Raw genomic sequence first — 17,224 nt, 5'->3', positions numbered from 1 at the left:
CCCGTGAAACCTCCCCGCACCGGCCCGGGCCGGGCGGCGGCGATCGTCCTGTGCGCCCTCGCCGTCGTCCTCGGCCTCGCTCACCCCGCCGCCCTCGCGGCGCCGCATCCCGCCACCCCCCGCCCCGTAACCGTGTACGACGTGCGCGACTACGGCGCCAGGGGCGATGGCTCCGCCAACGACACCCCCGCCATCGACAAGGCCGTATCTGCCGCGGCCGCGGCAGGCGGCGGCACGGTCCGCTTCCCGGCCGGCACCTACAAGTCCGCGAACACCATCCACATGAAGAGCCATGTGACGCTCCAGGTCGACCCGGGCGCCACGATCCAGGGCTCCTCCACGAACTCCTATGACCCGCCCGAGCCCAACCCGAACGACAAGTACCAGGACTACGGGCACAGCCACTTCCACAACGCGATGATCTACGGCGACAGGCTGACCGACATCGGCTTCACCGGCGGCGGGGTCATCGACGGCGCGGGCAGCCTGATCACCGGCAACCCGAGGTCCGGGCAGGCCGACAAGATCCTTTCGCTGACCCGCTGCGACGGGCTCCGGCTCGGCGACGGTCTCACCCTGCGGCGTGGCGGCCACTTCGCCGCCCTGATCAACGGCTGTAGGAACGTCGTCTCCGACCGCCTGACCATCGACACCGCGAGCGACCGCGACGGCTGGAACGTCATCTCCACCACCGACGTGACCATCACGGGCGCGCACATCGCGGCCAACGACGACGCCCTGGTCTTCAAGAGCGACTACGCCCTCGGCGCCAAGCTCCCCAACGGCCATGTGCGGGTGAGTGATTCGGTGCTGTCGGCGCGCTGCTGCAACGCCCTGATGTTCGGCTCGGAGACCTGCGGCGACTTCACTGACTACCGGTTCGAGAAGATCCGCATCGACGGCGCCGACAAGTCCGGGCTCGGCATGGTCTCCATGGACGGCGCGAAGATCTCCGACGTCCACTACCGCGACATCACCATGGCGAACGTCCACTCGCCGATCATGGAGAAGATCGGGACTCGTAAACGGTGTGGTGGCAGCCCCGGAATCGGATCGATCAGCAATGTCACGTACGACAACGTCACCGCCACCGGCGCCAGCCCCTCCTTCAGCCCGACCCTGTGGGGCGAGAACGGCCACCGCATCAGCGATGTCACCTTCACCGACGTCGACATCACCGTCCCGGGTGGCAGCGGCACCATGTCCACCGCCGTGCCCGGCAACGACCCGAAGGACTACAACCCGAAGAGCATCGGGATCCGGCCGGCCTACGGCTGGTATGTGCACAACGCCGACGGCATACAGTTCACCGACAGCGGGGTGCGGTACGGCGCCGACGACGGACGGCCCGCCTTCATCGCCGACGCGGCAAGCGATGTCCGGCTGACCCGGTTCACGGCCCAGCGGGGCACCGCGTCACCCCACGACATCGGCTTGCGGGACGTGACCGGTTACTGCCTGACCGACAGTCGCACCACCACCGGCGGAGCCCTGCGCGTCTCGGCGAGCGGATCGAGCCGGCACTGCGGTACACCGGTCCGTCCGCGCGATGTGGAGAACCCCCGCCAGGCCTTCCTGCGCGCCTCCGTCGGCGGCCTCTTCCTGCACTGGGGGCTGCGCACCGCGCCCGCCCACACCAGCTGCAGCGCCTGGGAGAAGGACGTCACCAGCGGCGGCTGGACGCCGGACTACTGGGTGAACGAAGCCAGAAAACTGCACACGCAGTACCTCGTGCTGGCGACCTTCCACAGCCGGCTCGGCTACGCCCGCCCCTGGCCGTCGAGGATCCCGGGCTCCTGCTCCACCAAGCGGGACTTCCTCGGCGAACTGATCGGCGCCGCCAAGGCCAAGGGCATGAAGGTCATCCTCTATATGTCGGACGACCCCCAGTGGCACGACGAGGGCGGCCACGAGTGGCTCGACTCGGCCGCCTACTCCGCCTACAAGGGCCGGCATGTCGACCTGACCACCCGCGACGGCTTCGGGGAGTTCGGTTACGACAACTTCTTCGAGGTCATGGACCGCTACCCGGACCTCGGCGGCTTCTGGATCGACAACGACAACGCCTACTGGGAGAGCCACCACCTCTACGCCCAGATCTATGCCAAGCGCCCCGCCTACACGCTCAGCAACAACAACGAGGACACGCCGATCATGGACATGATCAGCAATGAGCAGAAGACGGGGATGACGCCCGCATACGACTACCCGCAGGCGATCTACACCGCCCAACCCCGCCTGACCGAGGCCGACTTCAAACTGCCGTCGACCGGCGCCTGGTGGCACGACGGCTCCGACCCCACGGTCGACCGCAGGCTCGCCCTCGGCCGGCTCATCAGCAACGCCGGTTCCTCGGTGAAGGCCCTGATGGCCGAGACCGCCCAGGTCAACGGCAGGTTCCCGGCCAACCAGGCCGCCTTCAACACCTTCGCCGACGGCTACCTCGACCCCATCTGGGAGTCCCTGCACGGCACCGAGGGCGGCGGCTATATGTACGGCGGCCTCGAGCCCGGGTTCTGGAACGACGGCGCCCACGGTGTCACCACCCTCGCCAAGGACGACCCGGACCGCCAGTACATCCACGTCCTCACCCCGCCGAGCACCTCCACCCTGCGCATCCGCGACAACGGTTACCGCATCGCCTCCGTCACCGACCTGCGCACCGGCAAGCCCGTTTCCTGGTCGCAGTCCGGCGGTGTGCTGACCCTCACCGGCCTGGGCGGCTGGGACCCGTACGACACCGTCTTCAAGGTGATCACTGCCGGCCGCCAGGGCATCGCCACCGGCGTCAAGGTCACCGCGAGCGCTTCCGCGACCGGGCACCCCGGCTCCGCCGCCGCAGACGGCGATCACCTCACCTACTGGGACAACGACAAGGCCCTGCCCGTCACCCTCACCTTCGACCTGGGCGCGGCGCGGCAGGTGCAGTACCTCGGACTCAACCAGCGCGAGGACTCCGTCGCCTACGCCCGCTCGGCCACCGAACAGTCCGCGCGGATCAAGGCCTACAAGGTCTACCTCAGCGACGACGGCAAGCACTGGGGCAGCCCGGTCAGAACCGGCCAACTCCCCAGTGCGCGCGGTGTCCAGGACATCGACCTGACCGCCACCACGGCCCGCTACGTCCGCCTGGAGGCCGACTCCACCTGGGCCGTCTCCACGGACACCGCCCGCTACCAGCGGCTGCGGATCGAGGAGGCCTGGATCGGCACCTCCTACGCCACGCCGGCGGCCGCCTTCGCCGATGCGTACAGCGCGACGCCGCGGCCGGGCGGGGCCCGGCTGATCCGTGTGACCCCGGTCAACAGCTAGCCGAGAGGACCCTCGTGAAACACGAAAGAGCAGTCGTCCGCGTTCTCTGTCTGGCCCTCGCGGTGCCCCTCGTCGCGCTGAGCCGGGGCACCGCGAGCGCGGCCACCGACTACCAGGCCGAGGACGCGCTGATCTCCCAGGGCACCGTCGCCACCAACCACACCGGCTACACGGGAACCGGTTTCGTCGACTACACCAACGTCAAGGGCTCCTCCGTGGAGTTCACCGTCGGCGCGGCCTCCGCCGGACCCGCGTCGGTCACCCTGCGCTACGCCAACGGCACCAGCACCGACCGGCCGATGGACCTCTCCGTCAACGGGACCGTCGTCGCGCCCGCCGTCTCCTTCCAGGCCACGGCCGACTGGAACACCTGGGCGTCCAAGTCCGTCGGCGTCACCCTGAAGGCGGGCAGCAACAAGATCCGGGCGACCGCCACCACGGCCGGCGGCGGCCCCAACCTCGACCGCATCACCCTCGGCGCCCCGGCCGACACCCAGGCCCCCACCCGCCCCGGGCAGCCCTCCTGCTCGGACATCGGCGAGGACCGTCTGACCCTGACCTGGGGCGCGTCGACGGACGACGTGGGCGTCGCGGCGTACGACCTGTACGAGCACGGCAACAAGTTGGGCGAGGCGCCGGGCGACACCACCTCCAGGACGCTGACCGGGCTCGCCCCGAACACCACCTACGACCTCACGGTCATCGCCCGCGACGCGGCCGGCAACACCTCGCCCGCCAGCCCGGTCGTCGACTGCACCACCGAGCCCAGCTCCGACACCACCCCGCCGACCGCACCCGGCACATTGCATGCAGCCGACATCACATCGAATACAGTCGGCCTCACCTGGGGTGCCTCCACCGACGACCGCGCCGTCACCGCCTACGACATCCGCAGCGGCACGACCGTCTACAAGACCGTCACCGACGGCACGTCCACCACGCTCACCGGGCTCGCCTGCGACAGCCCCTACAACTTGAATGTCGTCGCCCGCGACGCCGCCGGCAATGTCTCCCCGCCGAGCAGCACGGTCTCCTTCACCACCAGGGCCTGTGCCACCGACGGCGGTGTCCCGTCCTCCATCGCCACCCTCTCCACCGGCTGGACCATCCCCTGGGGCACCTACTGGCTGCCCGACGGCAAGACGGCGCTGGTCACCGAGCGGGACGACTTCCGGGTCTGGAAGGTCACCAAGGACGGCACCAGGACCCAGGTCGGCACCGTCCCCGAGGCCGTCACCACCAACGGCGAGGGCGGTCTGCTCGGCGTCGCGGTCGACCCCAAGTGGGAGACGAACCACTACGTCTACTTCATGCACACCGCCGCCGAGGGCAACCGGGTCGTGCGCATGACCTACGACGGCACCGAACTCGGTGACTACAAGGTCCTGCTGCAGGGCATCAGGAAGAACCGCTACCACAACGGCGGCCGCCTCGCCTTCGGCCCCGACGGCTATCTCTACGTCTCCACCGGCGAGGCCCAGCAGCCCGACCTGGCGCAGGACAAGAACTCCCTCAACGGCAAGATCCTGCGCATGACGACCGACGGCAGGCCGGCCCCCGGAAACCCGTTCGGCAACTACGTCTACTCCTACGGTCACCGCAATCCGCAGGGCCTCGCCTTCGACCGCGACGGCCGATTGTGGGAGGCGGAGTTCGGCAACAGCTCCAAGGACGAACTCAACCTCATCAAGCCCGGCGCGAACTACGGCTGGCCCACCTGCGAGGGCAGCTGCAACGTCGCCGGCATGACCAACCCCAAGGCCACCTGGAACGTGAACGAGGCCTCGCCGAGCGGCATCGCGATCGTCCGCAACGTCGTCTACATGGCCTCTCTGCGTGGCGAACGCCTGTGGCGCGTCCCCATCGACGGCGACACCGAGAGCGTCGGCACCCCGACGGCGTACTACGTCGGCACCTACGGCCGGCTGCGCACCGTCACCAAGGTGCCGGGCGCCGACCAGCTGTGGCTGTCCACCACCAACTGCGACAACAACGGAGGCGCCGCGGACGGGTCCGACAAGATCTTCCGGGTGACCATCAGCTGACCGCACCGGAACTGACGTGGCGTCAGGTATGGTAGAGGGCCTCGACCTCGTTGCCGTAAGCCTTCTCGATCGCTTTCCGCTTCAGCTTCAACGACGGTGTGAGCAGGCCGTGTTCCTCGGTGAAGGGCTGCGCGAGGATACGGAAGGTGCGGATCGACTCGGCCTGGGAGACGAGGGTGTTGGCGGCGACGACCGCCCGCCGCACCTCCGTCTCCAGGTCCGCGTCGCGCACCAGCTGGGCGGGGGTCATCCGCGGCTTTCCGCGCATCTGCAGCCAGTGCTCGACGGCCTCCTGGTCGAGGGTGACCAGGGCGGCGATGTAGGGGCGGTCGTTGCCGACGACGATGCACTGGTTGACCAGCGGATGGTCGCGGACCCGTTCCTCCAGCACACCCGGGGAGACGCTCTTGCCGCCGGAGGTCACCAGGATCTCCTTCTTGCGGCCGGTGATGGTCAGATAGCCGTCCTCGTCGAGCGAGCCCAGGTCGCCGGTGGCCAGCCAGCCGTCGTGCAGGGTCTCGTCGGTGGCCTTCGGGTTGTTGAGATAGCCCTGGAAGACGTTGCCGCCGTGCAGCCAGATCTCCCCGTCGTCGGCGATGTGCACGGTGACACCGGGGATGGCCTGGCCGACGGTGCCGTAACGCGTGCGCTCGGGCGGGTTGGCGGTCGCGGCGGCCGTCGACTCGGTCAGCCCGTAGCCCTCGTAGATCTGCACGCCGGCGCCCGCGAAGAACAGCCCGAGCCTGCGGTCCATCCCCGAGCCGCCGGACATCGCGTTGCGGATCCGGCCGCCCATCGCCGTGCGGACCTTGGCGTAGACGAGTTTGTCGAAGAGCTGGTGCTGCATGCGCAGCCCCGCCGACGGGCCGGGTCCGGTGCCCCATGCCTTGGCCTCCACGGCCTCGGCGTACTTCACCGCGATGTCGACCGCCTTCTCGAACGGTCCCGCCTTGCCGTCCTTCTCCGCCTTCCGGCGGGCCGCGTTGAACACCTTCTCGAAGATGTACGGCACCGCGAGGATGAACGTGGGCCTGAACGCGGCGAGATCGGGGAGCAGGGCGGCGGCGTGCAGCTGCGGCTGGTGCCCGAAGCGGACCCTGCCACGGATCGCGGCGACCTCCACCATCCGCCCGAAGACATGCGCGAGCGGCAGGAAGAGCAGCGTGGAGGCCTCGTCGCCCTTCTTGGAGTGGAACACCGGCTCCCAGCGCTCGATCACGGTGTCCGCCTCGAACATGAAGTTGCCGTGCGAGATGACACAGCCCTTGGGGCGGCCGGTGGTGCCCGAGGTGTAGATGATGGTGGCGACCGACTCCGGGGTGACCGCCTGCCGGTGCCGGTGCACCAGCTCGTCGTCGAGGTGCGCCCCGGCGTCGTACAGCTCCTGCACGCAGCCCGAGTCCAGCTGCCAGAGCTGGCGCAGTTGCGGGAGCCGGTCGATGACGGTGGCGATGGTCATCGCGTGGTCCTCGTGCTCCACGATCGCCGCGGACACCTCGGCGTCGTAGAGCATCCAGAAGCACTGCTCGGCCGAGGACGTGGGGTAGACCGGGACCACCTGGGCGCCGATCGCCCACAGCGCGAAGTCGAACAGGGTCCACTCGTACCGGGTGCGGGACATGATCGCGACGCGGTCGCCGAAGCGGATGCCGCGCGCGAGGAGGCCCTTGGCGAGGGCCAGGACCTCGTCGCGGAACTCGGCGGAGGTCACGTCCCGCCACTGCCCGGAGGTGTCCTTGCGGCCGAGGGCGATATGGGTGGGATCCGTCCGGGCATGGTCGAAGACCACGTCGGCCAGACCGCCCACCGGCGGTGCCGACGTGACCGGCGGGTTGGTGAACTCGCGCAAACCTCGCTCCCCGATCCTTGCTGCTTGGTCACGCCCGTGATGCTCGGCACAGCGCGGTGAAAGCTACCCCACGCCGTCACCGGGCGGGAGGGGGTCGGAAACCGAGCAAACCTCACGTTTCCCTCCGATGATGGCCGGAAAATGCCCGCACATGGGGAAGGGCCGGACACAATACTGACGGGTCAGTAAGTTTCGGTGCCGTAATCTCCACCGAATCTGTACGCGGCGATTACGGCGCACACCCTCACAAAGAGCGTATACGGGGCATGTCCTGGCCGGGCGGAAAAGCAGGCGCGGGGGCGGTCCCGGAGCACTGTCCGGGACCGCCCCCGCGAAGACGCGCCGTGGTCAGCGGCGGGCCGGCACCGGCTGCTCCTCCCGCGCGCCGGACTCCTTCCGCGGCGCGGGCCGGTCCGTGCGCACCAGCAGCAGCACCAGCGCCCCCGCGACCAGGCCCGCCAGTCCCGCCGCCACCAGCGCGCCGTTCAGCCCCGAGGCGAACGCGGCGCGCAGCGTGTGCTCCGGGAAGCCGCCGCGCAGCGCCCCGGCGCCCCCGCCCGCCAGCGCGTGGGCCGCGCCGCTCGGCAGCGAGCCGGTCATCCGGGAGGTGAGCAGGGTGCCGAAGACGGCCACGCCGAGCGCGTATCCGAGCTGCCGGACCGTGTTCACCGCACCGCCCGCCATCCCGGCCCGCTCCGCCGGCACCGCCGCGAGCGCGGCCCCGGCGACCGTCGGCGAGATGAACCCGGTGCCGACGCCCACCAGTGTGAAGCCCGGCACCAGCGCGGTCCAGGAGGCGCCCGCGTCCAGTACGGCCTGGCACAGGCTTCCGGTGCCGATCAGCAGCAGGCCGCCACCGATGGTGAGCCGCGCCGGCACACCGTGCAGCAGCCGGCCCACCAGCACGGCGACGATCATCGCCGCGACCGTCATCGGCAGCAGCGTGAGCCCTCCGCGCACCGGCGACATCCCCAGCAGCGTCTGCATCCAGATCGACTCGTACGGCGTCACCCCGAACGCCACCCCGTTGAAGGCGAACGCTCCCAGCATCACCCCGACGAACGCGGGCCGCCGCAGCAGCGCCAGATCCAGCAGCGGATGCGCCGCCCGCTGCTCCACCAGCACGAAGACCACGAGCGCCAGCGCCGCGCAGCCGAACGACACAAGCGTCGCCGGCGCCGTCCAGCCGTCCTCACCCGCCCGCACCACCGCGTACGTCACACCGCCACCGAAGCCGGCGAACGCGGCCATGCCCGCCCAGTCGACGCGCATCCCGCGCGGCCCCCGAGACTCCGGCACCACCCGCAGCGTCAACCACACCTCGACCACGCTCACCGGCAGATTCACGAAGAAGATCCACCGCCAGCCAGGTCCCTCAGCCAGCAGACCGCCCACCACCGGACCGACCGCCGCGGCCCCGCCGCTCACCGCACCCCACACACCGAGCGCCGACGACCGCTGCCGGCCCTGGTAGACCGAGGCCAGCAGCGGCAGCGTCGTCGCGAACATCGCCGCGGCGCCCACACCCTGCAGCGCCCGCGCCGCGACCAGCACCGCCGGCCCCGTCGAGACCCCGCACAGCAGCGAGGCCACCGCGAACAGCACGACACCCGCCACATGCACCCTGCGGCGCCCGAGAATGTCGGCGGCGGCCCCCGCCGCGAGCAGCAGCGCGGCCAGAGCCAGCGCGTACCCGTCCACCACCCACTGCAGATCGCTCAGCGAGGCGTGCAGCGAGTCGGCCATGTCCGGCAGCGCCACCACCACGATCGTCACGTCCAGCAACAACATGAACGTGCCCAGGCACACGGCCGTGAGCGTCCCCCATCTGCGCATGTCCTCACTCCCTGCGTTCCTCCGGACCGATTGTCCGTCGCTCCGTACGATGGCCCGAGTGCGGCAGATTGGACGGCCACACTGTGCGTGATCGATGGAATCCGACTGGGGAGCACATGCTGAAGATGGAATCCGACACCTTCGACCAGGTCGATCTGCGGCTGCTCTCCGCGCTGGCCGTCGACGGCCGGGCCTCCTTCAGCCGGATCGCCGCGGTGCTCGGTGTCTCCGACCAGACGATCGCGCGCCGCTACCGGCGCCTCGCCGCCCAGGGCGGCCTGCGGGTCGTCGCGATGCGCGACGCCTCCCGTCTCGGCCAGGACCAGTGGATGCTGCGGATCCGCTGTGCGCCGGACAGCGCCCTGGCCATCGGGGAGGCCCTCGCCCGGCGGCCCGACACCTACTGGATCGGGCTCGCCTCGGGCGGCACCGAGGTGCTGTGCCTGACCCGGCCGCTCACCCCGGGCGACCACGACGAGCTGCTGCTCGGCAAGCTGCCCCGCACGCCGAACGTGGTCGAGATCCGCGCCCACCAGCTCCTGCACCGCTTCTACGGCGGTGCGGACTCCTGGATCAGCAAGTTCGCCGCGCTCACCGACGACCAGATCGCCGCCCTGCGCCCCGCCGGCGAACCCGTGCCCGGACCGGCCCGCCTCGAACCCGGGGACGAACCCCTGCTGGCCGTCCTGGAGCAGGACGGCCGGGCCGCCTACCCCGAACTCCAGCGGGCGACGGGCCGCTCGGAGTCCTCGGTCAAGCGCCGGTTGGCCGCGCTGCGGGCCTCGGGGGCGGTGTACATCGATGTGGAGTACCGCTCCGAGGTCCTCGGCCACCCCGTCGCCGCCACGCTGTGGGTCACCGCCGCGCCCGCCGCGCTGCACTCCGTCGGTGAGGCCCTGGCCCGGCACGAGGAGACCGCCTGGGTCTCCGCGACGGCCGGACCGTCCAACCTCGCCGTCACCGCGCTGTTCCGCAGCACGGCCGGCCTGTACGCCTACCTCAGCGGCCCCCTCGGCGGCCTGGCAGGCGTCCAGCACGTGGAGACCACGCCCTTCCTGCGCCAGGTCAAGAAACTCACCTACCCGATGCCCCGCTGACGTACCTCGGGCGGCGGACCTCAGCCGCCTTGCCGGCTGAGGCGTTCTCCGCCCGCCAGGATCGCCGCCGCCAGCGCGTTCGCGGCCTCCTCGGCGGCGGCCCGGCGGCGGCCGTGGACGAGCACGAAGTCGATCCGGCCCAGGTCGGGCAGGACCGCGCGGTCCGGGAGCCGGAAGAGGCCGGGCGGGATCAGCCGCCGGGAGTGGGCCATCACGCCGAGCCCGGCGCGGGCCGCCGCGATCAGCCCGTTGAGGCTGCCGCTGGTGCACACGATCCGCCAGTCGCGGCCCTCGCGCTCCAGCACCTCCAGCGCACGGGCCCGGGTGATGCCGGGCGGAGGATACACGATCAGCGGGACGGGCCGGTCGGCGTCCAGACGCAGCCGCTCGGCGCCGATCCACACGAGGTCGTCGCGCCAGACCAGTTCGCCGCGCTGGTCCTCCGGGCGCCGCTTGGCCAGCACCAGGTCCAGCTTCCCGGCGGCCAGCTGCTCGTGCAGGGTGCCGGACAGCTCCACCGTCAGCTCCAGGTCGACCTCCGGATGGTCGTGGCGGAAGCCCTCCAGGATCTCCGGCAGCCGGGTGAGTACGAAGTCCTCCGACGCGCCGAACCGCAGCCGGCCGCGCACCCGGGTGCCGGTGAAGAACGCCGTCGCCTGCTCGTGGACCTGCAGGATCCGCCGGGCGAAGCCCAGCATCGCCTCGCCGTCCCCGGTCAGCTCCACCGCATGGGTGTCCCGGGTGAACAGCTGCCGTCCCGCCGCGTCCTCCAGCCGGCGCACATGCTGGCTGACCGTGGACTGGCGCAGCCCCAGCCGGTGCGCGGCCTGCGTGAAGCTGAGCGTCTGGGCCACGGCGAGGAAGGTCCGCAGCTGCGTCGGGTCGTACACGCCAGGCAGCCTACCTCGGTCATCGCATTTCATGATGACAGTAAGAACGGTGTACGGGATTCCTGATCGATCATCCGAGGAGGACGATGGAGAGGGGCCCTGCGGGTCTGCCGGGGACGAGATGTCAACAGACGCGTACTGACACGCGCACAGCAATCGGAGCACTGTGAAACGCCTGCGCCGGCCGAGTCGGATGCCGATCGACCCGTACATCGTCCTGCTGCTCGCGACCGTGGGCCTCGCCGCGCTCCTGCCGGCCCGGGGCACCGCCGCCGATGCGGCCTCGGGCGCGTCGACGGCCGCGATCGCCCTCCTCTTCTTCCTCTACGGCGCTCGCCTGTCCACCCGTGAGGCGCTGGACGGACTGCGCCACTGGCGGCTCCATGTCACGGTGCTGGTCTGCACCTTCGTCCTCTTCCCGGTGCTCGGCCTCGCGGCGCGCGGACTGGTGCCGGCGCTGCTGACCCAGCCGCTCTACCAGGGACTGCTGTTCCTGACGCTGGTGCCGTCGACGATTCAGTCGTCCATCGCCTTCACCTCGATCGCCCGCGGAAACATCCCGGCGGCGATCTGCGCGGGCTCCTTCTCGTCCCTCGTCGGCATCGTCGTCACCCCGCTGCTGGCGGCCGGACTGCTGGGCAGCAGCGGGGGCGGGTTCTCGGCCGACTCACTGGTCAAGATCGTGCTCCAGCTGCTGGTGCCGTTCCTCGCGGGACAGCTGCTGCGGTGCTGCGAAGTCAAAAGGGGCCGCGCGAAGCGCGTCGAGCAGGGTGGTGGTGGGCGACGGGTGGGCGGATTCATCGTCCGGCACAAGAAGGTCCTCGGGCTGGTCGACCGCGGCTCGATCCTGCTGGTCGTCTACACCGCCTTCAGCGAGGGCATGATCCGGGGCATCTGGCACCAGGTCAGCCCCGCGCGGCTCGGCGCGCTGCTCGCCGTCGAGGCCGTTCTGCTCGCGGTGATGCTCCTGCTCACCTGGTACGGCGGCAAGGCGCTCGGCTTCGGCCGGGCGGACCGGATCGCCATCCAGTTCGCGGGGTCGAAGAAGTCCCTCGCCTCCGGGCTGCCCATGGCCGGCGTCCTGTTCGGCGCCCACGCCTCCCTCGCCGTGCTGCCGCTGATGCTGTTCCACCAGATGCAGCTGATGGTGTGCGCGGTCATCGCCAAACGCCGCGCCCGGGACCCGGAGCAGGCCCCGGACGCCGTCGCCGGTTCAGCCGCCCACCTGGTCCAGGGGCAGCCACAGGACCGTGTCCTTCGGTGACCGCAGTGCCCTCGGATCCGACAGCTCCTCGTCGCTCAGGGCCCGGTCCCAGACATGCACCTCGTCGATCGCGCCGGTGAAGGAAGCCCTGCTGTCCATGCGCTGACCGATGTGCACGCCGAAGGGCGAGTCACGGCTGACCGACCCCGGTACGTCGGCGACGGACGTCTCCGCGCCGTCCACGAACAACGACAGCCGGCCGTGTCCCCGGCGCAGCACGACGTGGTGCCACTCGCCGTCGTTGTATGCGGTATCCGTGCGCACATACGCGGTCTGCGGCGCGATGGCCCCGTCCCGTACCGTGATCAGTGCCTGGATACGGCCGTTCGCCGGCTCCCCGCGCATCCACACCTGCGGCTGGGTGGTGCCGGTCCCGCCCATCCACAGCAGCGGCTGCTCACCGCTCGTCGCCGTGTACCGGAACCACAGGGACGCCGTGAAGTCCTTGGTGCCGAGCGGTAGTTCGCTGCGGTACGGCAGGCGTACGGCGTCGTCGACACCGTCGAACTCCAGCGCGCCGCCGAAGACCCCCTCGGTCTCCGTGGCGCCGCCGAGCACCGCGGCCGGGCGGGTATGCGGGGACCGGTCCGGGGTGACCGGGTCGGGGCCGCGGCGCGGGGTGAGCCAGTCCTCGGTGAACCGGGCGAAGCGGATCTCGTCGCGGGCGTCCACCGCGCCGCCCTCGTAGACCAGACCCACCGTGTCGCCGTCGACGCGCGCCATATCCGAGTAGCCGGACCAGTCGGTGGTGACGACCGTGCCGTGGTCCACGCTGTCCCAGGTGCGGCCGCCGTCGTAGGAGGACCGGATCATCATCGTCCGCCGCCGGTCCGGATCCGCGGGGCAGGCCAGCAGCAGCCGGTCGCCGAGGCGCAGCAGCGAGCACTGCACCATCGGGGCGTACAGATCGGGCAGGCCGTGGAAGGGCGCGGTGAAGCTGCCGCCGCCGTCCCGGCTGACGGCCTGCGTGCGATGGCCCAGGTCGGTGCCGTCCTGCTCCCGGCCGCTGACCAGGATCGAGCCGTCCGCGCGCTCGGCCATGGTCAGCTCGGACGGTTTCTGCCGGAAGGTGCCGTCATCGGCTATGGGCCAGGTGTCCTGGGCGCCGATCCGCCAGTGGCCGCCGTGGTCGTCGCTCACGATCAGCGCCGCGTGATTGGCCGTCGTCCGGCTGCCGTCCCAGGTCTCGGTGTTGACCCCGAAGACCAGCCGGCCGGCGTAGCGGCCCCCGGTGAGCTGGATGCCGTGCACCGGCCCGGTCGCGTACCAGGAGTTCCAGTCGGCGGGCAGGATCTCCGGGCTCAGATCGCGCGGCGCGGACCAGGTCCGGCCGTCGTCGTCGCTGTACTGCAGGTGCGGGGTGCGGTCGCAGGGGATCGAGCAGCTGGCGCTGTCGCTCCGGCCGGTGTTGTAGGTCTCCGCGAGCCAGACCCGGCCCGTCTCACGGTCCACGATCGGCGCCGGGTTGCCGTGTGTGTCGCCGCCCCCGTCGGTGACCACCTGCAGCGGGCCCCAGGTCCGGCCGCCGTCGGTGGAGCGCTTGAGTACGACGTCTATGTCGGCGGCGTCCCCGCAGTTGAGGACCCGGCCCTCGGCGAACGCCAGCAGGGTGCCGTCGGCGCTCCGCACGATCGCCGGGATGCGGAAGCACGCGTAGCCGGGATCCCGGGAGGCCTTGAACAGGGTCTGCTGGTCGAACCCGGGGGAATGTGCCGAGGGTTGGGCATGTGCGGGGTGGAGGGTGGCGAGAGGCAGTACGAGCAGGGCCGCCGCCGTGCAGACGGCGGCGAGTGCGGTTCTCGGACGGGCGCGGAGACCTGACGGCATGGAGCGACCTGCCCTTTGTCGGCCGGACATCTGGACATCGGGACATCCCATGTGCAACGTGCGCCCCATCGAAGGTAGTTGGGGGCAGGTCGCGTCACAAGAAGCGTGCGGCACGCGGCGCGTCTGAACGCTCTACGGGCGCAGCACGACCTTGCCGAGGTTCGCCCGCGTCTCGATCACCTCGTGTGCCTTCGCCGCGTCGTCCAGCGCGAACTCGGCATGGACGGCGGGCTTCAGCACGCCCTCGGCGAAGAGCCGCCACAGCTCCTGGCGCCACTGCTCGTACAGGTCCGGCCGGCCGCGGGCGATCAGGGCCATCTGGAAGCCGATCACCGACTTGGCGCCCACCAGCAGGTCGTACGCCTGCAGGGTGCCGCCGCCCGAGCTGTAGGCGACCAGGCGGCCGTGCGGGGCCAGGGCGGCGACGGCGGGGGTGAGCAGTTCACCGCCGACGGCGTCCAGCACGCAGTCGAAGGGCTCGCCCCAGCTGGCGTCGTCATACTGAATACAGTCGTCCGCGCCGAGCGAGCGCACGAAGTCCGCCTTGCCCGGGCCGGACACGGCTCCCACCACCCGGCCCGCGCCCCGGACCCGCGCGAGCTGCACGGCGAGGTGACCGATCCCGCTCGCCGCCGCCGTGACGAGGACCGCTTCGCCGGGTGCCGGGCGCGCCGCCTCCAGCGCCCCGTACGCCACCAGGCCGCTGCGCACCAGCGCGATCGCGTCCACGGCGTCGGCGCCGTCCGGTATGGGGGAGGCCATGGCCTCGTGCAGCAGGGCGAAGTCGGCGTACCCGTGCCCGAAGCACATCCCCGTCACCCGGTCGCCCGGCCGGAAGCGGGTCACGTCCGCGCCGGCCGCCACCACCTCGCCGGCGATCTCTCCGCCGAGGGCGATCGGCTCGGCGGCCTCGGTGACCTTGCGGACCACGGGCAGGGTGACGCCGACCGCCGAGCAGCGCACCAGCAGCTCGCCGGGGCCGGGCTCGGGGACCGGGACCTCCTCGACGAACAGCGCGCCGCCGGTGGATTCATAGCGGACACGACGCATCGCACACACCTCCAGTACCGGGCGGGCCCGGCCGTCGTTCGTCGGACATACCCATGAATTCGTTGGGAGCCCCAACGATAGCCGAGATTCGTTGGGAGGTCCAATGATTGTCGGATAGGCTGTCCATATGGCCGAAGCACCCCTGCCCGCGATCCGCTCCCTGCCCAGCTGGCTCCTCGGCCGCGCCGCCGCCCGGGGGCGCGCTCTGGTCGCGGACGCGCTCGCGGCCGAGGGGCAGAAGATGTGGCACCACGTCGTCCTCTCCGCCGTCCGCGACCTCCAGCCCGTCGCCCAGGCCGACCTCGGCCGGAGCGTGGGCCTCGACCCCAAGGACCTGGTCGGCGTCCTCAACGACCTGCAGTCCGCCGGTCACGTCCTGCGCGCCCCCGACCCCGGGGACCGGCGCAAGAACGCCGTGACCCTCACCGACGACGGCGCCCGTCTCCTCGTGCGCTGCGAGCGGGCGGCGCGCGAGGCCAACGACGCACTCCTCGCCCCGCTGTCGGCCGCCGAACGCGATCAGTTCATGGGCCTGTTGATCCGGATTTCCGGCACGGACGGCTGACGGCGGCTAACGTTCCGTCATGACCGCAGCTCCCGTGCTCGATCCGCAGCGCACCGCCCTGATCCTCGTCGATCTGATGGAACGCATCGTCGCGCTGCCCCTGGAACCCCGCAAAGGCGCCGAAGTGCTGGCCACCGCCGAGGAGTTGGCGGGCGCCTTCCGCGCCGCAGCAGCGCCCGTCGTCCTCGTCCGGGTCGAACGCCCCTCGGTCGCCGAGCAGCCACCGGGCAGCACACTCGTGCCCGGCCTCGCCGCGGACGGCGACCTGGAGGTGGTCAAGCGGACCATCGGCGCCTTCCAGGGCACGGGCCTGGACGAGCGGCTGCGCGAACGCGGCGTCACCACCCTGGTGTTCGGCGGCATCGCCACCAACCTCGGCGTCGAGTCCACCGCCCGCGCCGCCGCCGACCTCGGCTACGACCTCGTCTTCGTCGAGGACGCCATGGCCGCCTTCACCGCGGCCGAGCACGAGGCCTCGGTGCGACTGGACTTCCCCCGGCTCGGCACGGTCGTGACCGCCGCCGACGTACACCTCGCCTCCGCCTGAACCAAGCCCCCGACACCCCTCGGCGGGGCCCGGTGGCGCAGGGGGCGCTCCCCGCCGGTCCGGGCCCCGCTGCCGTGCCGCGGGGAGGGCCTCAGCCCTGGGCGGCCGCCTCGTGCAGGGCGATGCGGTCCTCGCCCGCGTACACGTTCATCGAGCTGCCCCGCAGAAAACCCACCAGGGTCAGACCGGTCTCCGCGGCCAGATCCACCGCCAGCGACGACGGCGCCGACACGGCCGCCAGCACCGGGATGCCCGCCATCACCGCCTTCTGCGCCAGCTCGAACGAGGCCCGGCCGGAGACCAGCAGGACGGTCCGCGACAGCGGCAGCTCGCCGTTCTGCAGCGCCCGCCCGACCAGCTTGTCGACCGCGTTGTGCCGGCCGACGTCCTCCCGTATGTCCAGCAGCTCCCCGTCCTCGGTGAACAGGGCCGCCGCGTGCAGGCCCCCGGTCCGGTCGAACACCCGCTGGGCCGCCCGCAGCCGGTCGGGGAGGCTCGCCAGCAGCCGGGGGGTGACCCGGACCGGGGGAGTGTCGGCGATCGGGAAGCGCGCGGTCGTCCGTACGGCGTCCAGGCTGGCCTTGCCGCACAGACCGCACGAGGAGGACGTGTAGACGTTGCGCTCCAGGGTGAAGTCCGGGAGGGCGACGCCGGGCGCTGTCTTCACGTCGACCACGTTGTAGGTGTTCGAACCGTCCGCCGTCGCCCCCGCGCAGTAGACGATGTTCCGCAGATCGGACGCCGTGGCCAGGACGCCCTCGCTCACCAGGAACCCCGCCGCCAGCGCGAAGTCGTCGCCCGGGGTGCGCATCGTGATCGCGAGCGGCTTGCCGTTCAGCCGGATCTCCAGGGGTTCCTCGGCGACGAGTGTGTCCGGCCGGGTGGAGAGCGCCCCGTCGCGGATGCGGAGGACCTTGCGTCGTTCCGTGACTCGTCCCATGT

General features: G+C 71.2%; 12 protein-coding genes. 6 read left to right on the top strand and 6 right to left on the bottom strand.

The window, feature by feature from the left end:
• The first annotated feature begins 3 nt into the window (after positions 1 to 3).
• Together AB0L75_RS00975 and AB0L75_RS00970 are read left to right on the top strand one after the other, a co-directional pair.
• On the top strand, positions 4 to 3,312 hold the full coding sequence (locus tag AB0L75_RS00975; protein ID WP_365173586.1) for a glycosyl hydrolase family 28 protein: 3,309 nt from the start codon (positions 4 to 6) through the stop codon (positions 3,310 to 3,312).
• A gap of 14 nt (positions 3,313 to 3,326) precedes the next feature.
• A complete protein-coding gene (locus AB0L75_RS00970; protein ID WP_365173583.1) occupies positions 3,327 to 5,357 on the top strand; it encodes a PQQ-dependent sugar dehydrogenase in 2,031 nt (676 codons plus the stop codon).
• 22 nt (positions 5,358 to 5,379) lie between these two features.
• Here the strand turns inward: AB0L75_RS00970 and AB0L75_RS00965 are convergent, their stop codons facing one another.
• Together AB0L75_RS00965 and AB0L75_RS00960 are read right to left on the bottom strand one after the other, a co-directional pair.
• Positions 5,380 to 7,206 carry an AMP-dependent synthetase/ligase gene (locus AB0L75_RS00965; RefSeq protein ID WP_365173581.1) on the bottom strand — a complete coding sequence of 609 codons (1,827 nt, stop codon included), beginning with the start codon at positions 7,204 to 7,206 and terminating at the stop codon, positions 5,380 to 5,382.
• Between the two features lie 348 nt (positions 7,207 to 7,554).
• Entirely contained in the window at positions 7,555 to 9,042 is a 1,488-nt protein-coding gene (locus tag AB0L75_RS00960; RefSeq protein ID WP_365173579.1) for an MFS transporter, read from the bottom strand.
• Positions 9,043 to 9,158: 116 nt separating this feature from the next.
• Here AB0L75_RS00960 and AB0L75_RS00955 point away from each other — a divergent pair, with 116 nt between their 5' ends.
• On the top strand, positions 9,159 to 10,139 hold the full coding sequence (locus AB0L75_RS00955; protein ID WP_365173577.1) for an AsnC family transcriptional regulator: 981 nt from the start codon (positions 9,159 to 9,161) through the stop codon (positions 10,137 to 10,139).
• Positions 10,140 to 10,159: 20 nt separating this feature from the next.
• On the opposite strand, the gene AB0L75_RS00950 is transcribed toward AB0L75_RS00955, so the two are convergent.
• Positions 10,160 to 11,029, bottom strand: a complete 870-nt coding sequence (locus AB0L75_RS00950) for a LysR substrate-binding domain-containing protein (RefSeq protein WP_365173575.1) — start codon at positions 11,027 to 11,029, stop codon at positions 10,160 to 10,162.
• 193 nt (positions 11,030 to 11,222) lie between these two features.
• Between AB0L75_RS00950 and AB0L75_RS00945 the strand changes: the two genes are divergently transcribed.
• Positions 11,223 to 12,293, top strand: coding sequence for a bile acid:sodium symporter family protein (locus tag AB0L75_RS00945; RefSeq protein WP_365173573.1), 1,071 nt, complete (start codon positions 11,223 to 11,225; stop codon positions 12,291 to 12,293).
• Here the strand turns inward: AB0L75_RS00945 and AB0L75_RS00940 are convergent.
• Together AB0L75_RS00940 and AB0L75_RS00935 are read right to left on the bottom strand one after the other, a co-directional pair.
• Positions 12,243 to 14,120, bottom strand: coding sequence for a sialidase family protein (locus AB0L75_RS00940; protein WP_365173571.1), 1,878 nt, complete (start codon positions 14,118 to 14,120; stop codon positions 12,243 to 12,245). The two genes, AB0L75_RS00945 and AB0L75_RS00940, sit on opposite strands and share 51 nt — an antisense overlap.
• 132 nt (positions 14,121 to 14,252) lie before the next feature.
• Positions 14,253 to 15,170, bottom strand: coding sequence for a zinc-binding dehydrogenase (locus AB0L75_RS00935; protein WP_365173568.1), 918 nt, complete (start codon positions 15,168 to 15,170; stop codon positions 14,253 to 14,255).
• Between the two features lie 127 nt (positions 15,171 to 15,297).
• Between AB0L75_RS00935 and AB0L75_RS00930 the strand changes: the two genes are divergently transcribed.
• Positions 15,298 to 15,735: a MarR family transcriptional regulator gene (locus AB0L75_RS00930; protein WP_365173565.1), complete on the top strand. Its 438-nt coding sequence runs from the start codon at positions 15,298 to 15,300 to the stop codon at positions 15,733 to 15,735.
• 19 nt (positions 15,736 to 15,754) lie between these two features.
• Positions 15,755 to 16,282 (top strand): isochorismatase family protein, encoded by a 528-nt coding sequence (locus AB0L75_RS00925; protein WP_365173562.1) that lies wholly within the window; start codon positions 15,755 to 15,757, stop codon positions 16,280 to 16,282.
• 91 nt (positions 16,283 to 16,373) lie between these two features.
• On the opposite strand, the gene fdhD is transcribed toward AB0L75_RS00925, so the two are convergent.
• Positions 16,374 to 17,222 carry a formate dehydrogenase accessory sulfurtransferase FdhD gene (fdhD, locus tag AB0L75_RS00920; RefSeq protein WP_365173559.1) on the bottom strand — a complete coding sequence of 283 codons (849 nt, stop codon included), beginning with the start codon at positions 17,220 to 17,222 and terminating at the stop codon, positions 16,374 to 16,376.
• Positions 17,223 to 17,224 lie beyond the last annotated feature (2 nt).

The organism is Streptomyces sp. NPDC052101, from assembly GCF_040680235.1.
In the GTDB taxonomy this organism is placed as follows: Bacteria; Actinomycetota; Actinomycetes; order Streptomycetales; family Streptomycetaceae; genus Streptomyces.
This window is presented reverse-complemented; position numbering and strand designations above follow the sequence as displayed.

Excerpts from the sequence above, each read along its gene's own strand:
- AB0L75_RS00930 (WP_365173565.1), top strand. The coding sequence starts at position 15,298 with ATGGCCGAAGCACCCCTGCCCGCGATCCGCTCCCTGCCCAGCTGGCTC.
- fdhD (WP_365173559.1), bottom strand. The coding sequence starts at position 17,222 with ATGGGACGAGTCACGGAACGACGCAAGGTCCTCCGCATCCGCGACGGG.
- AB0L75_RS00940 (WP_365173571.1), bottom strand. The coding sequence starts at position 14,120 with ATGCCGTCAGGTCTCCGCGCCCGTCCGAGAACCGCACTCGCCGCCGTC.
- AB0L75_RS00960 (WP_365173579.1), bottom strand. The coding sequence starts at position 9,042 with ATGCGCAGATGGGGGACGCTCACGGCCGTGTGCCTGGGCACGTTCATG.
- AB0L75_RS00955 (WP_365173577.1), top strand. The coding sequence starts at position 9,159 with ATGCTGAAGATGGAATCCGACACCTTCGACCAGGTCGATCTGCGGCTG.
- AB0L75_RS00925 (WP_365173562.1), top strand. The coding sequence starts at position 15,755 with ATGACCGCAGCTCCCGTGCTCGATCCGCAGCGCACCGCCCTGATCCTC.
- AB0L75_RS00945 (WP_365173573.1), top strand. The coding sequence starts at position 11,223 with ATGCCGATCGACCCGTACATCGTCCTGCTGCTCGCGACCGTGGGCCTC.
- AB0L75_RS00935 (WP_365173568.1), bottom strand. The coding sequence starts at position 15,170 with ATGCGTCGTGTCCGCTATGAATCCACCGGCGGCGCGCTGTTCGTCGAG.